Below are 22,802 nucleotides of genomic sequence, written 5' to 3'. Positions count from 1 at the left end.
AAAGTTTACGTTGGCTGTGGGGAAATAGGATATAATAGAAGTAATATTACGGAAGCGGAGGTCCACGAAGTGGAAAAAACACAGATGGATGAAGATCATATTGTTGATTTTTTGAAGAGCAAAGTGGAAATCTGGTGTTTTCCGAGACTATTGCGGGAGTTATACAGAGGAACGCAGAATTTGCAGACGCTGTTGACGGAGAAGTTGACAGCCTATGAAGCAGGGAAAGAAGAGAATAAGGAACAGATATCCAGAAAGGTTCGGAACTGGCTCGGTGGAAGAAACCAGCCGGCGAATCGGGAAGAAGTATTCAAGATTTGTTTTGCCTTGTCTTTGGGTGAAGAGAGGTCAGAGAAGCTTCTGTTATCGACAGCGGAGAGCGGAATACACTATCGAAATCCTAGAGAGCTGATTTACGCCTTTTGTCTCAGGAGAGGTTTTGACTATCCGCAAGCTCAAGAGCTGATTGAAGCTTTGGAACAGACCGGTGCTCCGAAGAGCTCTCTGGAACATCAGAAATTAGTCCGGCAGACTTGGGCTGAAGAGCCGACGCAGCATCTGACTATCTCTATAAAAAATGAGTTTCGAAATATCACAGAGACGAATGAGCTCAAGAAGTTTATCCGGGATAACCAAGGTGTGTTTGGAATTCATCACAACACTGCGTACCGGAAATTTGTGGCAATGCTGGAGTATCTGCTGCGAGGAGTTTCTGACAACTATACTTTTACGGATGTACCCAGGGAGAAGAAATATAGTATCGAGAGGGTGACAGAAGAATATTTGAGAATGGGGGTTCCATATCAGAAGAAAAATCGGCAGTGTACAAAGGTGGAAAAGTTTATCAAAAAGCACTGGCCATCTCCAAAGATGGTCCAGGAAATGTATTCTAGAAAACGGGATGTGAATCGAAAGACCCTCTTGCTTTTGTATCTTGTGACGGAGGGGATGGGGGTGGAGGTGTCGGAAAAAAGTTTTGTATTGGAGCATTGTAAGAGGATGGATATGATGATGGCATCCTGCGGAATGGCGTTGCTGAATCTGCACAATCCCTTTGATTATTTGGTTGTCCAGTCGCTGAATTTGGAGAATGACGATGATTTTATGAGCTGGAAGCTGGAACGTATGCTGAGAAAAATTTTTCGAAATGACGGAAAGACGGTCTATCTGGAAAAACAAGACAATTCCTGCACATAGAAGAAACAGCAGGAATTCATCACTTAAGATAAGGGAGGTATCTATGAGTCAGAGAAGTTTTCTTCCCAAGGGCTATACGATTACGACAAAGAGCTGGACATATACCATTGATGAGTATGTGGGGGCGGGTTCCAATTCTGTTGTCTACCGGGCGTATTATTACGACACTTTTATGCCGGACCGGAAACATATTGTACTCTTGAAAGAATTGTATCCGTTTGACCCTCAGAGAAAAATCACAAGGGATGAACATTGGAATCTGGTGGTAAGTGCTGAGGATATGAATTTCTTTAACTATCATAAAAAAAGCTTTATCACTGGAAACTACGCGCATTTGATTTTGTCGGAGACGGAGAGCGAGCATATCGCTCAAAATCTGGATTCCTTTGAGGCAAATAATACGATTTACACGGTTTTGACTTCCAAAAAGGGACAGGTTTTGTCGGAAATGGAGGAGAAGGGGGTAAATTTTCCGACCCTGACGGATACGATTCTCTTTATCAAAAATCTTCTTCATGCGCTGGAGCCTTTTCACGATCATGACTTGCTGCACTTGGACATCAGTCCTGACAATATCTTTTTGCTGAGCCCTGAGAATCATGAGACTTTTTCCACCAGGCTTCTTCTGCTGGATTTCAACAGCGCATATTCCATGGACAGCAAAGAAGAGTTTGGAGATCAGTATTATTTTGGAAAGACCGGATATATGGCGCCGGAAGTGATGCTTCACAGACGGGAAGAGCTGGGCCCGTGGACCGATTTGTATTCTGTGGCGGTTCTCTGGTATGAGATCCTGGCGGGAGAGAAATTCCCGGAGGACAGAGAACTGGTCAGTCTGGATGAACTGGTATCGCCCTATTCTAGACTGCTTCTTCATGAGAAGGAACGGTCGGCGGTCCGTCTCAATGAGATTTTGAAAAACGCTCTGCAGTTCCTTCCGCAAAATAGGTATCAGAACATCGGAGAGATGCTTCAGGATATTCAGGAGCTATATGATATTGTGGCGGGAATCAACAGAGAGCCGGCCCCGGTCAAGGTGGAGCCTTTGATAGCTAAAAAAAGCAGAAAGAGGCATGTCTTTACGGCAGGGATTTTGGTCTGTGTCTTTTTGATAGGGGGAGCGAGCAGCATTTTTTTGTCAAAGGCGATGCGGCCGAAAACGGAAGAAGAGCAGTCCATGGAGCATACGGAGCTGGATTTGACCCAGTTTCCTTTGGAAACTGATGATTCTGTGGTGCTGACGGAGAAGAATATCCGGCATCCGCTGGTGGACAATATCATGGAGATGCCGGTGCAAAGTTCCATGTCTGCCAGAATTAACCTGAAGGATTATCCCCATCCCAGAGACACCTCGGAGGCCTTTGAGACTTACGGTATTTTTTCCATCTACAATGGAGAGGGAGACAAGAGGGGCTGGCAGTTCGCTGATCTTACCTATGATTTTTTTTATACCAAGGACAATGCCCTACACATGGAGCTTCCCTTTCAGGATACCAATGATTTTAACCTGGAATATATAGGGATTATTTTTCAGAATCACAACCACACGGAAACGTCGGTGGTGCTGGATATTAAGGACTGCACGCTGATCGACGGCAAGGGAGAGGCCCATGAGATCACAGAGCTGGAGGGTAGCCATGTTCTCTATTTTGATGAAGAGAATTGGCAGTGGAACCTTTTGACCACCCAGTGCGGGGACTTCGTCAAGACTTTTGAGGACATTTACGGAGGCAAGCTGGTGGTGGACGCAGAGGTGGGTTTTTTAGAGCCGCTGCTGGATATTAAATGGGAGAGCGACAACCCGGAGGTGGCTACGGTGGATGAGAAAGGCCGGATTTTCGCGAACCGGCAGGGACAGGCCACCATCACTGTTACAATTAAAGACCGCAATACCCAGGAAGTGAGAAAGACTCAGATGCTGGTGCACGTCAGATCAAAGCTGGGGTGAGAAAGGAAAATTAGAGCCGCTGCAAAACAGATGGGAAACCATCCGTGGAGCAGCGGCTGTTTGTGTTAAAGGATACGCACGCCGCAATAAGGGAGGGCACCGCAAAGTAGTGTTGCGGTGGCGCACAAAGTGGGACGCGCCTGTCAAGACTGAGGGAATGAGGGGGAACTGAAATGGGCTTGTCCACCTTGTTTCCCGGAAAAAAGTTGACGTGGAGTCAGAGGTGGGTTTGGTATAGTAAGAATACGACAAATTGCGGGTATCGGGAGGAAACACAGAAATATGAAGATACGAGATCAAATTGAGATTATCCTGAAAAAACGAAAAGAAAAAGTCAGTCAATTAAAGGAGAGAAAGGAACATCTGAAGAAGATCTGCTCCCTGCTGGAGGACTGCGACCACCTGTATAACGGAGCAAGGCAGATCACAGACAGCGAGCTGAGGGGACAGTATTTGTCTCTCTTTGCATCCCTGCCCACCGACACGATGAGGGAAGAGCTTCAAGGATTGGTCGGAAAATATGAGGAGGCGGTAAAAAGATTTGACAGAGATTACATCAGCATCGCCACTGTGGGAAAGGAGAGGCAGGGAAAGAGCTGTTTTCTACAGGCAGTAGGAAATCTGGACAATCTGATTATCCCCGCCTATAACTCCACGAGCTGTACCGGAGCCACCTCCGTGATTTACAACAGACCAGAGATGCCGGAAGGGACTGTGGAAGCCGTCATAAAGTTTCGGAAAAGAGAGAAGCTGCTGGAGATCGTGAAGGGATATCTGGACGCCATAGATTCGGAGTGTCTCCATGGCCGCCAGCTGGATTTCGACATGCTGGGAACGAAATCCTTTAAATTGACTGTGGACACGTTAGCAGTAAAACCTGGGGAGGCCGATAAGGGCGTCGCCCTGAACCATCTGCGCCGCATCATCGAACATTTTGGGGAAATTCGGGACTTGTACGGCCAGGGGGACTTGGTGCTCCGGGACAAAGGACAGATTGCCGAGTACGTAGCCCAGAACAATGGAGTCAAGCTGGGAGACTCTGGACACAGGGATTACTACAAATATCTGGCTGTGGAGAAGGCGGATATCTACTGCCCGTTCTATGAGGACTGCGGCAGCCTGGTATTGGTGGACACGATTGGTCTGGGGGACACCCAGTACGGGATTGAAGAAGCAATGCTGGAAACCGTGGATAAAGAGTGCGACGCGGCGATTGTGGTGACAATGCCTATGTCAGGGGTGCAGGAGTCGGATTTGAAGCTTTATAACAGCCTGAAGGAACGGTTTCAGAGAAGAGATATGTCTAAATGGCTGTTTTATCTGGCAAATAAAAATGTCGGAGTCAGCGACAACCGGGTAGATGCCTTTGTCAAGGGAATCCGAGAGGGGAATTTCTCCGTGTGTTACTGTGAGACCGCGGACTGTTCTGACTTTGACGAGGTCCGGGATAACTTCATGAATCCTCTGCTGGAGCGGCTTCTTGGCAATATGGACGACATTGACGCGGCCTACCTGACGGAACTGGAAGAGACAGAGGCGGTGATTCGGAAAAAATACGAAGTCTTTGTGTCAGAGCTGCCGGAGGCGCGGACTTTTGACGCCAGTGTGCAGCAGGGGCTGAGCGCTGCCCAGAAGGGAAAGGAATGCTACCGGAAATTGACGGCTGATCTGGTCAACTGCGTGATCTACTGGGGGCAGGAGCGCAACCAGCCCAACAGCATCCTGTGGAATGCGGTGCAGGAAATTCTGGACAGCCTGGACGATCTGGTTCCGGATGCCCAGACGCTGCAGCTGACTATAAACGGAAACGGTTCGCTTCTGCCGGGCCAGCTGTGGGACGACGCGCTCCACTATGTGAGAAACGAAGTCACTGACCGGTTCATCGCCATTGACAGCATCCTGGAGGAGGAGACGAGAAAATTCAAAAATTCTCTGGTGCGAAGCCTGTACGATGAGCTTTTGAATCTCTCCAAAGCGCAGGGCATTACAGATCTGCCCTGGGAGGAGCAAGACGGCGGTCAGGAGAAGGAGCCGGATATGGTGGAATGGCTGAAAAATATCATGGACCATGTGATCAACGACAAGCCCCAGTATGAGCAAATTTACAAAGCTTTCCGATTTATGTATCGGTTCGAGTTCAACACCAGGGCACAGCTGATTCAGGAGGTAAGAAAGCAGCTCTACATTATCAATCCCATTTGCGACAGGGAGTATGCGAAGCCTCTGTATGATTTTCACAGGGATAACGCAGGAAAAGAGGTTAACTTTTATCTGACCTCCCGTATGTCCATCATTGAGGAGAATCTAAGGCATGTACTAGTGGATTTGTACCATGCGCCGAACCAGGCTTTTTACGCGGCGGCGGAAGAGTTTTATGACAGGCTGACCTTCGCCAACAGTCTGAACGAGAGTGAATTTGAGAGCATGCAGGATGTATGGGGCAAATTTTTCATGGAATACAGCAGCCAGCTCTGGACAGCCAGCTCGGAGAAATACCAGCAGGCCAACGAGCTGGTACGAGAGTATCAGAATATCAAAAAGGAGCTGGAGATGGAGGATAACGTATGGAGACAATAAATATATTGATGCTGGGCGGAAGACGGTGCGGGAAGACGACGGTGCTGTCCGCCATGTATCAGGAGATAGGGAAGATTCTGGCAGGCACAGGGCTGAGTTTGTCGGTGGGAAACGATCAGACCAGAAAGGAGCTGGCGCAGGCAGCGGAGATTATTCAGCAGAATATCCGAAAATTTGCGACTCCGCTGACTCGTATTGAGATCGACGACAATCCCACCAGCGCCAACAGGTCTTATAATTTTACCTTGACTGTGGACAAGGGTGGGAAAATCCCCTTTTTTATCCACGATATTCCCGGAGAGTGGCTCACCGATCCCCAGTATGAGGGCGGTCTTCGCAGTCTGATCGGACAGTGCCAGGTGATTCTGATCGCCATAGACACTCCTTATCTGTTCTCGAAGATGACCGAGCAAGGCTACGGCAGATATCATGAGGAGTACAATAAGCCCATGGAAATCGCGAACTTTTTCAAGAACAGCCTGTCCACAGAAGAAATACGGGAGAGAATGGTGCTGTTTGTTCCTTTGAAATGCGAGCGGTATTACAATCTGGAGCACAATCCGAAGCTGAATATTTTCCGAAGGGAATACATGAGAGAATTGATGACGACCATCAGCGCAGGCTATCGGGATCTTCTTCAGTATTTGAGGTCACCGGAGCTGGCCGGGAGCTGTACACTGGCGATTACTCCGATTTTGAGTGCCGGGGGAATCGACTTTGTGCGGTTTCGAAAAGACGGACAGACAGGGCGGATGGTGGCTCTGTACCAGGAACCAGAGTTTCTTCCAGAGGAACGCAAGGGTTACCGGCCGCGGTTCTGCGAACAGCCAATGCTCTATGCACTGGCCTATATTCTGACCCAGACTCTGCGGGCGCAGACGGGGCAGAACAGCATGTATCAGCAGGTGGCCAAGCGGCTGGGAGGCAGTGTTCAGGAACTGTATACGGCGTTGGAGACGATTCAGAAAAAAATGAAACGAAACAGCGGGATTTTGCCCCAGGACGGATATTATATCATTCAAAATCCTGTGAATGTGTAGGCGGAGGCGAAAAGATGGAGATCTATCTCTTTGGAACCTATGAAAATTCCATGCGGGGGTATGTGCTGAACCGGCTGGAAGAGGAGGGACTGCGGGAGACGGCGGCCAATGAGAAATCAGCGGAAATCTGTCTGGTCAGGGAATTCTTTTTTCACGACGTGTTTCGCGTGGTCTGGATGGATTTCTGCCTGGAACAAAAGGCGAAAGGCTTTCGGCCGCAGCCTGACTGGAGTATGGCGGTGATTCGAGGGCTTCAGGGGAGAATTTCCGGCAGAAAGGCAGCCATGAATCTGGCCGTTTGCGGGCAGATGAAAGAGGTCGGGCAGCTTGGGGAGGTGACGCTGAATTTTCTGGGAGACCGTGAGTTCTATACCGGAAAACTGTTTGGGAGCCTTCGGATTGACGGGGGCGTTTTCCAGGCAGAACCGGAAAAGCTGCGAGAGAGCCTGACGGAAAAAAGCGGGACGGAGGACTGTTCCAGAGTACAGGAGTATAAGGGAGGACGGCTGTGGAAACGGCTGACATGTACAGACCTCGCGCCGATCACCCGCAGAGATCTGTTTCGGTTTGCGGTCTGCACCAGTACCTGGGAGGAGGCTGCGGGATATTTTCAGCCGCCTTGGCTGTGGAAAAAGCCGCCGAAGGGTGTGATTGACCGGGAGCTGTTTGAAAAACTGTTTCCCGAATGGGAGAAGAATCCCGGCTGAGTTAAAAAAATAAGATAGGAGGCGCAAGATGCCATTTGGGTCATTTTGGATAAAAAAGAATAAAGGAACTGAGAGGGAGCCGGCGAAGCCGAGCAAACGAGGGGCGGCCAGACCCGTGAAAGAAGAGACGGGAGCGAACAAAGAAGAGAAAACGTCGTTTTTCGCAGGGGAGGCAATGGATTTTTCAGGCAGGGCAAATGGGGTGGGAGGACGAATTTCCATCCTCCTGCTGGGAGACTCTCAGCGCCTGATCTGCAACTATCTGTGTTCCATGAATATCAATATGAATGAGATCGTGGGGAGGGAAGGGCTGGCCTTTTATACGGAAGATCATCGGACTATAAGCCGCATGGTGGCGGCGAAAAAGGAATTGGACGGAATTTTTTACAGGAGAGGCCAGCTGCAGGATGAGCTGGAGGAGAGAGAGCTGGAAGGAGAACAGACATATTCTTTTCGGATTTCTGTGGCTGGAAAGCAGAGTAAGTGCCTGGAACTGATATTTACCTGTCTGACGGGGGAGAGTCTGGAACAGGGCTGGGCCCCAGAAAGAAATTTCGACTCTGTGTGGATTTTGACGGAGGAACCCTGTCTGAGGGATGGAAGAGACGATTTCCTATATGAGTGTTTGGAAAAACTTAGGAATGCAGGAAGAGAGACGCCGGTGCTGTTTTTGGTGTCACAGTTCGAATACCTGGAACGGTTCCGGGTTCTGGAACAGGAAGTCAGCCTCTCTTACCAGACCCAGGAACGGCTGGCAGAATACATAAGGAATCTGTGGAGAGAGACCGCAGGAGAGAGGGAAGAAGGCTGTGAAATGCTGCAGGTTCAAATCTACGGCGGTCTGGAGTTTACCGGGTGGGATGAGCAGGGGAGACTCAGACTGGAGGTCAGCAAGAGCGGTTTCTATCAGAGGTATATACCGGTGGGCTGTCAGATGCCGGTGATTTATACGGTGAATGCCTGCACAGAAGGAGAGGGCGCAGACTTTCTGCAGACGGGCGAGGGAAATGATCTGATGGTCAAATTGTCTCAGATTTTTCATCCCTGCTGTGAGAGTGAGGCCCTCAGTGCGAAGAGGATAGAGGTGGATGGACAGTGAAAGGAAAATTTGACCGCTGGATGCTGGCGCTGACCTTTTTGCTGAGCGGAGCCGGGTGTGCGGCCTGCGCCTGGCTTTACGGCCGGATGGCACAGGATGACTGGGGAAAGATTCTGTGGACGGGACTGTTTTTTTGCATTCCGTTTGTAGTCAGTCTGCTGGGCAGCTTTTTGGCGGAGGGGATTCACCGCCGGAATTTCGTGATATTTCGGAGGGGAAACAGGGCGATCACACTGATAGCGGCGGCTTTGACTGGCTTCGCAGTGGGAGCCGGCGGGCAGTTTCTCTACATGCTTCCCCCTATGGAGAACCACAGCGCCGTAGATATGGTGCTGCTTTTGGACGGCTCCGGCAGCATGCAGGGCAAGAAAGAACCCTGTGTCCAGGCAACGGAGGCTCTCCTTGAACAGATGGATGAGCAGAGCAGGGCCCAGGCTGTGGCGTTTGCGTCCTGTGTGCTGGGAAACACGGAGCTTCTTCCCCTGGACGAGGAAGGCCGTGAGACGCTGATTAAGTTTGTCGAAGGGACTGACATCATAGGCGGTACGGAATTTGGACAGCCGCTGACCTTCGCTCTGAATTCGCTGGAAGAGAAAAAGGAAACAGGGCGGATACAGGCAGTGATTCTGTTAAGCGACGGGGAAGGGCCGTTCCCGGAGACCCTGGAAGAGGAGTACAAAGAAAAAGACGTGGTGCTGTATACCATCCGTATGGATGCGGGAGAGCAGGAGACGGAGACTGCCAGGCAGCTGGTTCAGTTTGCACAGAAGACCGGGGGATTTGACACGAAGATACCGGTGGACGAGAAGGGACAGATCAGCACCGACGAGCTGACAAAGGCCTTTCGGCAGGCGTTTTCGGCCGCGAAAGAATTCGGCATGGGAGAAGGGATGCTGGTCTTTGGAAAGATAAAAGGCAGCTTTTTGCTGCGCTTTCTGATTCGAGCGCTGATTTTCAGTGTCTGCGGCATTCTGGTGGGAGCAGTCTATTACCGGAGGCTCAATAAGGAACAGGCGATAGGAAATGCAGCTGCGGGACTGGTGCTGTGCGTGCTGGTTACGGTGCTGGGGCAGATAGGCGTCGGGAGCCTATCTGCGTCCTGTGTACTGTTTTGCGTTTTTATTTTTTCGGCTTATACAACCTATGATTTGGATGAGGAGGTGGACGGACATGTATGAGGTCAAAAAGCGCAGATGGGTCTTTGAAGGAGATGAGAAGCTGGCCCGGGAGAGCTGTGCCAGGGCCGCACAGACAGAAGATACGGAAACGCTTTTTGAGGCTGCGGACTATCTGCTTTCTCAGGCGGAGAGAGGAGATAAGAACGCAGACGCGGTCTATTGCATGGAGAGAGCCGCCAAGGCAGGACACAGTCAGGCGTTGCTGGCGATGGGGCAGATGGCAGAATACGGCTGGGCTGTGGGCAAAAGCAAAAAATACGCGAGGCGGTGGTATGAGGCCGCGGCCAAAGCAGGGAACGAGGAGGCCAGGAAGGCCCTCAGGAGGATGAAAAGGCAGCGGAGAATCCGGTGTATCGGAGCGCTCCTCATCTGTCTGGCCATCGTGGGGGCTGTGCTGGCAATTCTCTCGTATCGTTCAAAGCTTTCGGTTCAGGAAGAGGAACAGGGGCAGGTGAGCGGCCGCGGAGAAGTTCTGGTCGGAAAGGACACACAGCTGAAGGAGACGAATACGCTGGAGGAATTCAATGAGAGCATGCGGTCTCTCCTGGAGGAGTACGATGATGAGCTGGTGGTTGCCGGACAGAGGAGCACGAACCGTCTGATTCTGCACTTCGAGGGAAAGTCGCTGAACCTGACGGATTTTCTGGCCAAGCGGGTGATTGCCAGGGAAAACAATATGGTGATTATTCAGTTTGATTCTGAGGAAGAGGCCAGACAGTGCCTGGAGTCTCTGGAGAAGATGAAGGAAGTTACCTTCGTGGAGATGGATGAATACGACGTTTCCAGCCAGACAGCCGGAGAGGGTCAAAATGCCCTCTCCCAAAACTCAGGCCGTCAGTATTACACCTGGGGTTGCCAGGATATGGGAATGGATCAGCTGGCGGACTATCTCGCCGGTCACGCCAGACAGCAGTCTGCCACAGTAGCGGTGGTTGACACCGGGGTTCTGCCCGCTGAGGCGATGAAAGACCGGGTTTTGGCGGGGACCGACGTGGTGGTCGGCGGCGACGGACGCATGGACACGGTGGGACACGGAACTCATGTGGCGGGTACGATTCTGGATTGTACCCAGGGACTGGATGTGAAGGTGCTGCCAGTGGGGGTGTTCGGGGCGAATGCTCTGGCCAGCACGACGAGTATATGCACGGGGCTGGAGTATGCCATCAGTCAGGCTCCGGATGTGATTAATATGAGTCTGGGAGGCCCCGCCGGGGCGGAGCATAATTGGGAGCAGATGCTGATTGGCGAGGCGGTGCAGCAGGGAATTACCGTGGTGGTGAGCGCCGGCAACGGTGACGAAGCGGGAAACCCGGAGGATACCGCGGGAGTAATGCCTGCGGCTTTGACAGAATGTATAGTAGTGGGAGCGGTGGACCAGGAACATGAAATCGCTTCTTTTTCCAATTATGGGGATTCCGTGGACGTGTGCGCGCCCGGTGTGGATGTGGTGAGCTACAGTATCAAGCCGGAAGGCTTTGAGAGCATGAGCGGGACCTCTATGGCGGCGCCGCATATCTCGGCGCTGTCGGCAATGCTGTGTATGTATGTCCCGGAGGCGTCTCCGGCGCAGATTGAGAAATATATCAAAGATTACTGTGAGAGACTGGGAGATGAACAGTACTATGGGGCCGGGATTCCCCGAGGAGCTCTGTATATAGAGAACTGAGAAGAGATGTGTGCTTTTAGAAAAAATGAAAGTGTATGTGAAGAGTGGGAGGGAGCAGATGAACGAAGAAAAGAAATTGTTTCAGTGTCAGATCTGTGGAAGAGAGTATGAGAGGGCCGAGGGGACCTGCGACTGCGGCGCGGATTTGACGATCTACGGAAAATGGATTTTAGAGGAGCCGGGGCCGGAGCCGCCGGAACCGGACCCATCGGAACCGGAGACACCAGAGCCGGAGTCGCCGGAACCGGAGCCGCCAGAACCGCAGCCACCAGAACCAGACCCGCCCAAGCCAAAACAGCCGAGGACTGGGTGGAAATACCTTCTGGCCGGGGCGGTCGTAGCCGTTGGGGTTCTTGGTGTCTTAGGGCTCTTTTTAGCGGGAGTTCAGCAGGGGAAAAAGAGTGAAGTCCCACCAGTCAGCGATGAGAAAGAGGATGAGAGCAGCCGGGAAGCGGACGCTGAGACCCCGGAGGAGTGTTATCAGCTGGGACGGGCCTATGAATATGGCATCGAAGTGGACCAGGATTACACCGAGGCGGCGAAATGGTATGAGAAGGCGGCAGAACAGGGGCATGACGGTGCTCAGAACAGTCTTGGAGACTGCTATTACAAGGGGCAGGGAGTGCCCCAGAACTACGAGACTGCGGCAAAATGGTATCAAAAAGCTGCGGACCAGGAGAACTTTTATGCTCAGAGCAGCTTAGGCAGCTGTTACCGGGAAGGCAACGGAGTGGAGCGGGATTACGCCGCGGCGATGAAGTGGTATGGAAAATCCGCAGACCAGGGATATTCCTATGCCCAGTACTATCTGGGAAACTGTTATTATTACGGCTGGGGAACGGAGCAGGATTACTCTGAAGCGGTGAAATGGTACCAGAAATCGGCGGACCAGGATAACTCTTATGGTCAGTATATGCTGGGAGAATGCTATTACAACGGATTTGGAGCAACACAGGACTATGAATCGGCAGTGAAGTGGTATCAGGCATCGGCCGAGCAGGACAATCCTTATGGGCAGGTGGGACTTGGAACTTGTTATTTTTTTGGGGATGGGACGGAAGCGAATTTTGAAGAGGCGGCTCAGTGGTATGAAAAGGCAGCTAAACAGGGCAATGCTGTCGGCCAGAACGAGTTGGGTGCCTGCTATAGCAGCGGCTTAGGAGTAGAAGAGGATGCCGCAAAAGCAGTAGAATGGTTCCAGAAAGCAGCGAACCAAGGACATGCGGTAAGCCAGTACAATCTCGGTAAACATTACTACGATGGAGAAGGGGTAGAGAGAGACTATCAGAAGGCGGTCCAGTGGTATGAGAAAGCGGCGAACCAAGGAGACGCTGACGCTCAAAGGGAACTGGGAAACTGTTACTACGATGGGAAAGGTGTAGAACAGGACTATGAGACTGCAGTAGAATGGTACGAGAAGGCGGCAGAACAGGGAGATATGAGTGCACAGGAGAAGTTGATTCAATGCTATAGGAATGGAAAAGGCGTGGAAAAGGACGAGAGAAAAGCTGTGGAGTGGATAAGCAGGCTGAATGACCAGCAGTATAAGAAGACAAAAGAAATGCAGGAGAAATTGGAACAGGAGGAATAAGATGCTGGATTCTGTTTTTGAGGAGTTGGCCTATGGCTGTAAAATGGGAGATCCACAGGCCATGCTGCGGATGTATCAGTGGTTTTGGAGTAGAGTTCCTGATGAGCTGAAAAGATTGGACAGTCAATATGCGGCCCGCTGCAGCGAGGAAAGTGAAAAGGAGCTGGAGGAGCGGTTGGAACAAAACCCGCAGGAGGGTTTTCGGCTGAGGGCCGCTTACACCTGGCTGACTAGGGCAGCGTTTTACGGCAGTCAGGCGGCCATGGATTTGCTGGAAAAGAATCCCCGCTGCATCTGGCAGGGCTTCCTTCCCGTGAAGTCTCTCTTTTTTGGCAGCGGAGAGCACAGCGTCCCCATTACAGGGGACACGCTGAGAGCTCTTGGCCTGAGCGAGATAAAAGCGCAAGGAAGGATCAGACTGCGGGGACAGACGGAGGAAAAGACCTACTATTATGAGACTTATGCCGGCTATGAGGGACCAGACGAGGACGGGTATGGGATGGAGGAAGAATATTATTACCGTATGTATGACGAGTTCTTTCGCTATGCCTATGTCTTTCTGGGATACTCCAGAGAAGAGTTTGAGAGGCTGAGACCTAAGAACTTGGAATACAGACAGGCCCGGGAGACGCTGGCGCGGGAGAGAGAGGAATACTGGAAGCACCAAGCGGCCAGGCAGCACACAGAAGAAGTCCACACAAGGCAGAAAGGAATGCTGATAAAGGATGGGATTTTGTACCGGTGTATCAGAGATGAGAACGAGGTTTGTCGTGTACCCGAAGGCGTGTACAAAATTTGGCCGGGAGCTTTTTTAGGGCTGGCAAAAGCCACGGCTATTCACCTGCCGGACTCAGTCACAGAGATCGGCAAGGGAGCTTTTGAGAGCTGCCGAAATCTTGTCCGCCTGATCTTGCCTAAGGGGTTGGAAGAAATTCCGGAGGGGATGTGCCGGGACTGCTCTGGTCTTAAAAGCCTTTCTCTTCCCGACACGGTGATTAAGATTGATTCTCAGGCTTTTTACGGCTGCACGAGCCTGGAATATATAGGTCTTTCGGAAGGACTCAGATGGATTTCAAAGGAGGCTTTTAAGTTCTGCGAAAATCTCCGAGAGATTGAACTTCCAGACAGTACAGAGATCTTGGAGGAGGAGTCCTTTTTCCGCTGTGAAGCTTTGGAAAAGGTGCGGTTGCCGAAAAGATTCAGAAGCATGAAAAAGGAGGAACTGGGCAAGTACTTCTACGGTTGCCCTGTGACGGACTGAACGATCTGAGGGAACATATGCCAGGCGAAAAAAGACACTTGACACTTTTGTGGTAGGAAGTGTCTTTTTTGTATGACAGAAGAAAGCAGGAAGTGCTATAATAATAGCCGCAGGCGGTACCCGCGGATACCGCCCGTTTATGACACAGGCTGGAAGAGTATTGAAAAAACTTTTAAAATCAAGTACAATGACAGCAGCATAGATCAAGTGGGAGAGGAAACCCTTATAATAGTAAGAAATATCACGGATAATTAGTAGAAGGGAACGAATCCCATGAAAAATGGAGGAGCAAATTGGAGATGAAAAAAACAGCGCTGGTAATTATGGCGGCGGGAATCGGAAGCCGCTACGGCAAAGGTATCAAGCAGTTGGAGAAAGTAGGACCCAGTGGTGAGATTATCATGGACTATTCCATACATGATGCATTGGAGGCCGGATTTAACCGGGTCGTATTCATCATAAGAAAAGATTTAGAAGATGAATTTAAGAGAGTCATTGGGAATAGAATTGAGAAGATTACCGAAGTAAGCTACGCGTTTCAGGAATTGGACGATCTCCCAGAAGGGTTTGAAAAACCAGAGGGACGTACAAAGCCGTGGGGAACCTGCCAGGCAGTTTTGGCCTGTAGGAAGATACTAGATGAACCGTTTGTGGTTATCAATGCGGACGATTACTATGGAAAAGAGGCATTTGTGAAGGTGCACGATTACCTAGTAGAAGAGAAAGAACCTTCCAGTAAAATGCAGATATGTATGGCTGGCTTTATTTTGGAGAACACCCTAAGTGAGAATGGAACGGTAACTAGGGGAATCTGCCGCAGAGATGATCAGGGAAGACTGACAGGGATTACGGAGACCCATGAGATCGCCAAGACTGCTGAAGGGGCAGGGGTGAAAAAGGAAGATGGAACAATCACACCGCTAGACCCCAAGAGTCTGGTATCTATGAATATGTGGGGGTTGACGCCGGAATTTCTGAAGGCTCTAGAGGAAGGCTTTGTGGAGTTCCTGAAAAATGTGAAACCGGGTGATTTGAAAGCGGAGTATCTGCTGCCCACCATGATAGACGGTCTTATGAGAGAAGGACGCGCTCAGGTGGATGTGTTGAAGACCCATGATAGCTGGTTCGGAGTGACCTATCAGGAAGACAAGCAAAAGGTAGTCGAGGCTTTCCGGGAGCTGGTTGACAGAGGCGTATATTCGGAAGATCTGTACCGGAAATAGGGGCAGATGAAAAAGGTGATATCCTGTAGACGTAACAACCACACGTAAAGAGCGTGGGGAGGCTGAGAAACTCAGCCGGACAGCATGAATAAGGAGTTGAATAAGATGGGGAAATATTTTGGAACTGATGGATTTCGCGGGGAAGCAAATGTGGTGCTGAATGTGGAGCATGCATTCAAGGTAGGACGTTTTCTAGGCTGGTATTACGGAAAAGAGCACAAAGCCAGAATCGTCATCGGCAAGGATACCCGCCGGAGCAGCTATATGTTTGAGTATGCCTTGGTGGCAGGGCTCACCGCCTCGGGCGCGGATGTTTTTCTGCTGCACGTGACGACGACGCCGAGCGTTTCCTACGCAGTTCGTACAGAGGACTTTGACTGCGGAATTATGATTTCAGCCAGTCACAATCCGTTTTATGACAATGGAATTAAGATCATCAATGGCAACGGACAGAAAATCGAAGCTGAGATTGAGGAGCAGATTGAGAAATATATCGACGGTGAAATTCAGGAGATTCCGTTGGCTGTGAAGGAAAACATTGGGCGCACGGTGGATTTTTCGTCGGGGAGAAACCGCTACATTGGTTATCTGATCTCTATTCCCTCCCGGGATTTCAAAAATATCAAGGTGGGACTGGACTGTGCCAACGGGAGTTCTTCTGCGATTGCCAAGAGTGTTTTCGACGCGCTGCGGGCGAAAACTTATGTAATCAACAACGAGCCGAACGGCACCAACATCAATACTAACTGCGGCTCTACCCACATCGAAGTTTTGCAGAAGTTTGTCAAGGAAAACGGCTTGGACATCGGCTTTGCGTACGATGGGGACGCGGACCGCTGTATTGCTGTAGACCATGAAGGAAATGTGGTGGACGGTGATCTGATTATGTATATCTGCGGAAAGTACCTGAAAGAGCAGGGCAAACTCAAAGACAATATGGTTGTGACTACGGTCATGTCCAATTTGGGACTCTATAAGGCTTTGGAGCGAGAGGGGATGCAGTATGTAAAGACCGCGGTGGGTGATAAATATGTCAGCGAGAATATGCTGGCCAACGGCTATGGAATCGGAGGGGAACAGTCCGGCCATATTATTTTCAGTCGTTATTCAGCGACAGGAGATGGTATCCTCACCTCTTTGATGCTGATGGAGACTTTGGTGGAGAAGAAATCCACACTTCATGACCTGGCAAAAGAAGTGAAAATCTATCCGCAACTTTTGAAGAATGTGCGGGTGTCGGATAAGAAGACTGCGAGGGAAAATCCGAGAGTCATCGAGGCAGTGGACCAGGTGGCAAAGGAACTAGGAGACGAAGGAAGAATTCTGGTGCGCGAGAGTGGGACAGAGCCGGTCATCCGCGTGATGGTGGAGGCCGCCACCGATGAGCTGTGCGGAAAATACGTAGATCAGGTGATCTCTGTCATTGAGGCTGAAGGCCTGACAGTCTCCTGAGAGCCATGAAAAGGGCTTATGGTTGGCTGCTAGCCGCAGGCTGTGTGTCAGTCCTGATGGCTGGCTGTCAGGAGGAAAAAGCGATATATGACCAAGCCAGAAAGGACTTGGACCAAGGGGCCTATGAGGAGGCTGTTCAAGGTTTTCAGGAGGCCATGGAAAGAGACGTCCATAAGGCGGAGTCCTGCCGGGGAGCAGGCATCGCCAGCTTAAAATTGGGAGACTATGAGGAAGCGGCAGACTATTTTGAACAGGCATTGAGCCAAAAGGGACTGGACAAAGGATTTCGAAAAGATGTTCTGTCTTATCAGGCGACAGCCCAGTACAAGAATGGGCAGTACGAGGATGCCCAAAAAACCAGTGAAAGCCTGTTGGAATTGTCTGAGGACGCTCAGAGTTGCTATCTGGCAGGAAGAGTAGCGCTGGCGGTGGACGATTACGATCTGGCGAAAGAGAATTTTCAGAAAGTCATAGAAGAGGACAGTGGATATCAGCAGGCAGTCCAAATTTATGAGGCGTATTTGGAACGAGGGATGGAGGCTGATGGAACCGTCTATTTAGAACAGGCACTGAAGACTAGTCCATCCGACGCAAAGGGGCGGTGTGAGCAGGGAAAAATCTACTACTATATGGAAGACTTCGACAACGCAGAGAAGAGGCTTTCAGAGGCCGTAGATGGAGGAAACACCGAAGCGATGATATTTTTAGGAGAGGTGTACCTGTCCAAGAATGACTTGGAGAGTGCCAGAGCGAGTTATGAAGACTACATTCAGGAAGAGGAAGACGCGGCGCAGGGCTATAATGGTCTGGCACTGTGCGATCTGGCCGAGGGAGACTATGAGTCGGCATTGAACAATATTCAAAATGGAATTCAGCAGGCGGACACTGAGGAAATGCAGGATTTACTGTTCAATGAGATTGTAGTCTATGAGAAAAGTCTGGATTTTGAGACGGCGAAGGAAAAGGCTGCTGAGTATTTAAAAATGTTTCCAGACGATGAAGCTGCCCAGAAGGAGAGTGAATTTTTAAACAGCCGTATATCCTGAACGGGCAAGCGGTGAAAAGGAGCAAAAATTTTGTACGATTTGGAAGAATTGGAAGAACGGGTCGTCCTAATCGGCGTTCAGGAGAACGACGGGGAGGAGGTGGAGTCTTCTCTAGAAGAGTTGGGCGAGCTAGCGCGTACAGCCGGAGCTCTTGTCGCAGGCATAGTGGTGCAGAGGCGGGAGAAGATTCACCCGGGCACCTATATTGGAAAAGGAAAAATAGAGGAAGTGAGGATGCTGGTTTTGGCACAGGATGCAACCGGAGTCATCTGTGACGACGAGCTGTCCCCGGCCCAGTTTCACAATTTGCAGCGGGAGCTGGACTGTAAAGTGATGGACCGGACCTTACTGATTCTAGATATCTTCGCCAGCCATGCGGTGACGCGGGAGGGCAAGATACAGGTGGAGTTGGCGCAGCTTCGGTACCGAGCGGCGCGCCTGGCGGGACTTGGGAGTTCTCTTTCAAGGCTCGGAGGTGGAATCGGAACTCGTGGGCCAGGAGAGAAAAAGCTGGAGATGGACCGCCGGCTGATTCGGACTAGAATCAGTCAGCTGAAAAAAGAGCTGGAGGAAGTGGTACGTCACCGGGAACTGGTGCGAGACCAGAGGCAAAGGATGAACCAGAAGATCGCGGCTTTGGTCGGTTACAGCAGTGCAGGTAAGTCCTCCACGATGAATTATCTGACAGGGGCATCCATTTTGGAGGATGAGATGTTGTTTTCTACGCTGGACACCACGACGAGAGTCTTACAGCTATCAGGAAAGCAGGAAATTTTGCTGACGGACACTGTGGGATTTATCAGGAAACTTCCTCATCAGTTGATCGAGGCATTTAAAAGTACTCTGGAGGAAGTGTGCTATGCAGACATTATTATTCACGTGGTGGATGCTTCAAATCCTCAGAGAGAGACACAGATGCATGTGGTCTATGAGACCCTGCGTCAGCTCAAGGTATCCGACAAGCCTGTGATTACTCTGTTCAACAAGCAAGACAAGCTGGAAGAAAAACAGAAATTCCGGGACTTTCGTGCAGAGTATTCTATTTTATCCTCTACGAAGACTGGGGAAGGAATGGAAGAACTGAAAGCTGCATTGGAGGAAATTTTGAGAAGTGGACAGATTTATATCGAGCGTCTGTATCCTTATCAAAAGGCTGGAATTCTTCAGTTGATTCGAAAAAAAGGAGAGATTTTGGAGGAAGAATACTTAGCGGAAGGAATTGCCGTAAAAGCTTATGTTTCCAGGGAAATATATGAGAAAGTATAGAGACACCATATCTTGTTTCTGGTAAATTATGGAACACAAGATATGGTGCTTTCTATTGACTATCCATAGGGGTTCTGGTACAATAGTCCTACGTTGCAAAAATATGGAGAATCATTTGATCTTATTAAACAGCAAAGCGGACTGTATTTATCCGCTTTGACACATACACGAGTCTAGAATGGAGGTAATCATATGTTTCAGGTTGTGAAAAGAGACGGCGAGATCGCGGAATTTGACTTACAAAAGATTTCCAACGCGATTTGCAAGGCATTTGAGGCGAAAGAAAAGCATTACAGTGAGGACATGATGAGCCTGCTGGCACTGCGGGTCACAGCGGATTTTCAGGATAAGATAGCGGACGAGCAGATCTCTGTAGAGGATATCCAGGACAGTGTGGAGAATGTGCTGATTCAGGCGGGATATTCTGATGTGGCGAAAGCTTATATTTTATATCGCAAGCAGAGAGAAAAAGTTAGAAACATGAAATCCACCATTTTGGATTACAAAGAGATTGTCAATAGCTATGTGAAAGTGGAGGACTGGCGTGTCAAGGAAAACTCGACGGTGACCTACTCGGTGGGGGGACTGATTCTGAGCAATTCCGGGGCTGTCACAGCAAACTATTGGTTGTCAGAAATCTATGACAATGAGATTGCGGAAGCTCATAGAAATGCGGATATCCACCTGCACGATTTGTCGATGCTGACAGGGTACTGTGCTGGCTGGTCCTTAAAACAGTTGATTATGGAGGGACTAGGAGGCATTAAGGGAAAGATCACCTCTTCCCCTGCAAAGCATCTGAGCGTGTTGTGTAACCAGATGGTGAATTTCTTGGGAATTATGCAGAACGAGTGGGCAGGAGCCCAGGCATTTTCTTCCTTTGATACTTATCTGGCTCCTTTCGTGAAGACCGATCATTTGACTTATCCAGAGGTGAAAAAGTGTATTGAATCTTTCATCTATGGGGTGAATACACCGAGCAGGTGGGGAACGCAGGCGCCTTTTTCCAACATTACTCTGGATTGGACAGTGCCGGATGATCTGGCAGAACTGCCGGCTTTGGTGGGCGGCAAAGAGATGGACTTTAAATATAAAGACTGCAAAAAAGAGATGGATATGATTAACAAGGCGTTTATTGAGACAATGATTGAGGGAGACGCCAACGGAAGAGGATTTCAGTATCCGATACCGACTTACTCCATCACCTCTGAGTTTGACTGGTCAGACACAGAGAACAACCGCCTGTTATTTGAGATGACTGCGAAATATGGGACTCCGTATTTTTCCAATTATATCAACAGCGACATGAAGCCGAGTGATATCCGGAGTATGTGCTGTCGTCTACGTCTGGATTTGCGAGAACTGCGTAAGAAGACCGGAGGCTTCTTCGGCTCCGGGGAGAGCACAGGCTCTGTAGGTGTGGTGACGATCAACATGCCGAGAATTGCGTATTTGAGCAGGACACCGGAGGAGTTTTACCGCCGTCTAGACCATCTGATGGATATCTCAGCCAGGTCTTTGCATATTAAGAGAGAAGTTGTGAGCAAGCTTTTAGATGAGGGATTGTACCCCTACACGAAACGGTATCTGGGTTCCTTCGACAATCATTTCTCCACGATTGGGTTGATCGGAATGAACGAGGTGGGACTGAATGCCTGCTGGCTGGGACATGATCTGACGGATGAAAAGACTCAAAAGTTTACCAAAGAAGTGCTCATTCACATGAGAGATAAGCTCTCTGATTACCAGGAACAGTATCAGGGAGAGCTGTTTAATCTAGAGGCGACGCCGGCGGAATCTACGACTTACCGTTTGGCGAAGCACGACAAGAAGCGCTGGCCGGATATCAAAACAGCTGGAAAAGAAGGAGATACCCCTTACTATACCAACAGCTCCCATCTTCCTGTCGATTTCTCAGAGGACATTTTTGATGCGTTGGATATCCAGGATGAGTTTCAGACTTTATATACCTCGGGGACTGTCTTCCATGCATTTTTAGGGGAGAAGCTTCCAGATTGGAAAGCTGCCGCTTCTCTGGTGAAAAAGATTGCGGAGAACTATCGTCTTCCCTACTATACGATGTCCCCAACGTATTCTGTGTGTCAGGAACATGGCTATCTGTCGGGAGAACACTTTACTTGTCCGAAATGCGGAAAACCGGCGGAAGTCTACAGTCGAATTACTGGTTACTACCGGCCGGTACAGAACTGGAATGATGGAAAGACCCAGGAGTACAAAAACCGAAAGCTCTATGATGTAGAGAATTCCAGGATGAAAAAAGTGCACACTGCGGTGATGAAGATCAACCAGGATGAGATTCAGCTGGAATCAGTACAGACCACCAAGTTCCTGTTTACCACTAGCACTTGTCCGAACTGTAAGGCTGCAAAGGAGATACTACGGGAGGAAGAGGTGGAAGTACAGGTTATTGATGCGGAGGAGCATCCGGAGCTGGCAAAGAAATACGGAATCCGCCAAGCACCCACCTTGGTCGTGATGGACGAAGGAGGAGATATCCACCGTTATGTGAATGCCTCCAATATTCAAAAATATGTGGATGAACGGGATGAGTAACCGTTGAATGAAAAAACGAACGGGGCTGTCACACGCAGGAAAGGAATCCTGCGTGTGACAGTCCCGTCTGTCTGTACCTGCATGTGTTTAGATGTTCAACAGGTGCCTGCCGTTGCGATAGAGAATATCTTCTCTTTCCATGGGCGTAAGTTCCAGTTCCTGAAAAGTCCTCAGGTCTTTTTTCTGGTCTGTCCATGGAGCATCAGAGCCGAACAGCACTTTTTTAGGACTGTGATTCCGAATCATGCGCAGCATCTGATCGGATTCGATATGGCGAAGTGTGAAAGCTGTGTCCAAGTATACATCTCTTCCGATCAAAGTACGTTCCACCTCATCATAGAAGATATTTCCACCCATGTGAGCGAGAATAACTTTTTGAGGTCTTACATCGTCTAACATACGGGCGAGAATTCTGGGGGCTGCATGGACTGGACAGGGAGACGAACAGTCATAACCGGAATGAATGGTGATGATAAGCCCCAGCTCACAGGCGCGGGAGATGATACGTTTGTATCGGATGTCGTCAATCAATGTCTTCTGATCGTCGGGGTGGAGTTTAATACCTTTAAAGCCCAGCTCCTTTATGGTATTGAGCTCGCCCATGTAATCAGAGGTATCCGGGTGGATGCCTGCAAAGGAGAGCAGGCGAGGTCCCTTTGTGTGCTCAAAGCGTTCGTTTACTTCCAGAGCGAATTGAGTGATGCTGCGGAACTGTTTTGGTTTTGTGACAACGGGCAGTACTATGGAGAGATCTATGTGGGAAGTTCTCATGGATTCTACAAGTCCATTTATCGTGCCGTTCATGCTGGGGTTCTCGCTGATGATATGTGTCAGGTTAGGAATCACTCTTGGAGCTAATGCATCTGGAAAAATGTGGGTATGAAAATCAATAATCATACAATAGCCTCCTCTTATGTGTAAAGTGTCCGGTGTGAAAAAGACACACCAATTTTAGTATACAGGTATTAGGAGAGACA

At 49.8% G+C, this 22,802-nt stretch carries 16 protein-coding genes; 15 read left to right on the top strand and 1 reads right to left on the bottom strand.

The window, feature by feature from the left end:
* Nucleotides 1–69 precede the first annotated feature (69 nt).
* From BLHYD_RS14735 to BLHYD_RS14665, 15 genes are all read left to right on the top strand, one after another.
* Nucleotides 70–1,197 carry a hypothetical protein gene (locus BLHYD_RS14735; protein WP_040350776.1) on the top strand — a complete coding sequence of 376 codons (1,128 nt, stop codon included), beginning with the start codon at nt 70–72 and terminating at the stop codon, nt 1,195–1,197.
* A gap of 43 nt (nt 1,198–1,240) precedes the next feature.
* The gene (locus tag BLHYD_RS14730) at nt 1,241–3,145 is read left to right on the top strand and encodes a protein kinase domain-containing protein (RefSeq protein WP_005951088.1); all 1,905 of its coding nucleotides are present in this window, start codon (nt 1,241–1,243) and stop codon (nt 3,143–3,145) included.
* A gap of 282 nt (nt 3,146–3,427) precedes the next feature.
* Nucleotides 3,428–5,722, top strand: coding sequence for a hypothetical protein (locus tag BLHYD_RS14725; protein ID WP_005951092.1), 2,295 nt, complete (start codon nt 3,428–3,430; stop codon nt 5,720–5,722).
* Complete coding sequence (locus BLHYD_RS14720; RefSeq protein ID WP_005951094.1) at nt 5,710–6,762, top strand: hypothetical protein; 1,053 nt, start codon at nt 5,710–5,712, stop codon at nt 6,760–6,762. Before BLHYD_RS14725 ends, BLHYD_RS14720 begins: the two co-directional genes overlap by 13 nt.
* A 14-nt stretch (nt 6,763–6,776) precedes the next feature.
* Nucleotides 6,777–7,469, top strand: coding sequence for a hypothetical protein (locus tag BLHYD_RS14715; protein ID WP_005951096.1), 693 nt, complete (start codon nt 6,777–6,779; stop codon nt 7,467–7,469).
* A 28-nt stretch (nt 7,470–7,497) separates the two neighbouring features.
* Nucleotides 7,498–8,568: a hypothetical protein gene (locus BLHYD_RS14710; RefSeq protein WP_005951098.1), complete on the top strand. Its 1,071-nt coding sequence runs from the start codon at nt 7,498–7,500 to the stop codon at nt 8,566–8,568.
* Complete coding sequence (locus tag BLHYD_RS14705) at nt 8,565–9,746, top strand: vWA domain-containing protein (RefSeq protein ID WP_005951100.1); 1,182 nt, start codon at nt 8,565–8,567, stop codon at nt 9,744–9,746. Before BLHYD_RS14710 ends, BLHYD_RS14705 begins: the two co-directional genes overlap by 4 nt.
* The gene (locus tag BLHYD_RS14700; RefSeq protein WP_005951102.1) at nt 9,739–11,412 is read left to right on the top strand and encodes a S8 family serine peptidase; all 1,674 of its coding nucleotides are present in this window, start codon (nt 9,739–9,741) and stop codon (nt 11,410–11,412) included. Before BLHYD_RS14705 ends, BLHYD_RS14700 begins: the two co-directional genes overlap by 8 nt.
* Before the next feature lie 58 nt (nt 11,413–11,470).
* A complete protein-coding gene (locus BLHYD_RS14695; protein WP_155799581.1) occupies nt 11,471–13,003 on the top strand; it encodes an SEL1-like repeat protein in 1,533 nt (510 codons plus the stop codon).
* Nucleotide 13,004: 1 nt separating this feature from the next.
* Nucleotides 13,005–14,264 carry a leucine-rich repeat domain-containing protein gene (locus tag BLHYD_RS14690; protein WP_005951106.1) on the top strand — a complete coding sequence of 420 codons (1,260 nt, stop codon included), beginning with the start codon at nt 13,005–13,007 and terminating at the stop codon, nt 14,262–14,264.
* Between the two features lie 299 nt (nt 14,265–14,563).
* Nucleotides 14,564–15,487: a nucleotidyltransferase family protein gene (locus BLHYD_RS14685; RefSeq protein WP_005951110.1), complete on the top strand. Its 924-nt coding sequence runs from the start codon at nt 14,564–14,566 to the stop codon at nt 15,485–15,487.
* Between the two features lie 105 nt (nt 15,488–15,592).
* On the top strand, nt 15,593–16,939 hold the full coding sequence (gene glmM, locus BLHYD_RS14680) for a phosphoglucosamine mutase (RefSeq protein ID WP_021844948.1): 1,347 nt from the start codon (nt 15,593–15,595) through the stop codon (nt 16,937–16,939).
* A 5-nt stretch (nt 16,940–16,944) separates the two neighbouring features.
* Nucleotides 16,945–17,985, top strand: coding sequence for a tetratricopeptide repeat protein (locus BLHYD_RS14675; protein WP_005951114.1), 1,041 nt, complete (start codon nt 16,945–16,947; stop codon nt 17,983–17,985).
* 30 nt (nt 17,986–18,015) lie between these two features.
* On the top strand, nt 18,016–19,251 hold the full coding sequence (gene hflX / locus BLHYD_RS14670; RefSeq protein WP_005951116.1) for a GTPase HflX: 1,236 nt from the start codon (nt 18,016–18,018) through the stop codon (nt 19,249–19,251).
* Between the two features lie 192 nt (nt 19,252–19,443).
* On the top strand, nt 19,444–21,825 hold the full coding sequence (locus BLHYD_RS14665; RefSeq protein WP_055166428.1) for a ribonucleoside triphosphate reductase: 2,382 nt from the start codon (nt 19,444–19,446) through the stop codon (nt 21,823–21,825).
* Nucleotides 21,826–21,912: 87 nt separating this feature from the next.
* On the opposite strand, the gene BLHYD_RS14660 is transcribed toward BLHYD_RS14665, so the two are convergent.
* Complete coding sequence (locus tag BLHYD_RS14660) at nt 21,913–22,722, bottom strand: amidohydrolase family protein (protein ID WP_021844950.1); 810 nt, start codon at nt 22,720–22,722, stop codon at nt 21,913–21,915.
* Nucleotides 22,723–22,802 lie beyond the last annotated feature (80 nt).

This window comes from Blautia hydrogenotrophica DSM 10507 (genome assembly GCF_034356035.1).
Classification (GTDB): domain Bacteria; phylum Bacillota; class Clostridia; order Lachnospirales; family Lachnospiraceae; genus Blautia_A; species Blautia_A hydrogenotrophica.
The sequence above is the reverse complement of the archived record's forward strand: the minus strand, read 5'-3'. Positions and strand labels throughout refer to the sequence as shown.

Excerpts from the sequence above, each read along its gene's own strand:
- BLHYD_RS14675 (WP_005951114.1), top strand. The coding sequence starts at position 16,945 with ATGAAAAGGGCTTATGGTTGGCTGCTAGCCGCAGGCTGTGTGTCAGTC.
- BLHYD_RS14730 (WP_005951088.1), top strand. The coding sequence starts at position 1,241 with ATGAGTCAGAGAAGTTTTCTTCCCAAGGGCTATACGATTACGACAAAG.
- BLHYD_RS14690 (WP_005951106.1), top strand. The coding sequence starts at position 13,005 with ATGCTGGATTCTGTTTTTGAGGAGTTGGCCTATGGCTGTAAAATGGGA.
- BLHYD_RS14665 (WP_055166428.1), top strand. The coding sequence starts at position 19,444 with ATGTTTCAGGTTGTGAAAAGAGACGGCGAGATCGCGGAATTTGACTTA.
- BLHYD_RS14685 (WP_005951110.1), top strand. The coding sequence starts at position 14,564 with ATGAAAAAAACAGCGCTGGTAATTATGGCGGCGGGAATCGGAAGCCGC.
- BLHYD_RS14725 (WP_005951092.1), top strand. The coding sequence starts at position 3,428 with ATGAAGATACGAGATCAAATTGAGATTATCCTGAAAAAACGAAAAGAA.
- BLHYD_RS14710 (WP_005951098.1), top strand. The coding sequence starts at position 7,498 with ATGCCATTTGGGTCATTTTGGATAAAAAAGAATAAAGGAACTGAGAGG.
- BLHYD_RS14720 (WP_005951094.1), top strand. The coding sequence starts at position 5,710 with ATGGAGACAATAAATATATTGATGCTGGGCGGAAGACGGTGCGGGAAG.
- BLHYD_RS14695 (WP_155799581.1), top strand. The coding sequence starts at position 11,471 with ATGAACGAAGAAAAGAAATTGTTTCAGTGTCAGATCTGTGGAAGAGAG.
- glmM (WP_021844948.1), top strand. The coding sequence starts at position 15,593 with ATGGGGAAATATTTTGGAACTGATGGATTTCGCGGGGAAGCAAATGTG.
- BLHYD_RS14700 (WP_005951102.1), top strand. The coding sequence starts at position 9,739 with ATGTATGAGGTCAAAAAGCGCAGATGGGTCTTTGAAGGAGATGAGAAG.
- BLHYD_RS14715 (WP_005951096.1), top strand. The coding sequence starts at position 6,777 with ATGGAGATCTATCTCTTTGGAACCTATGAAAATTCCATGCGGGGGTAT.
- BLHYD_RS14660 (WP_021844950.1), bottom strand. The coding sequence starts at position 22,722 with ATGATTATTGATTTTCATACCCACATTTTTCCAGATGCATTAGCTCCA.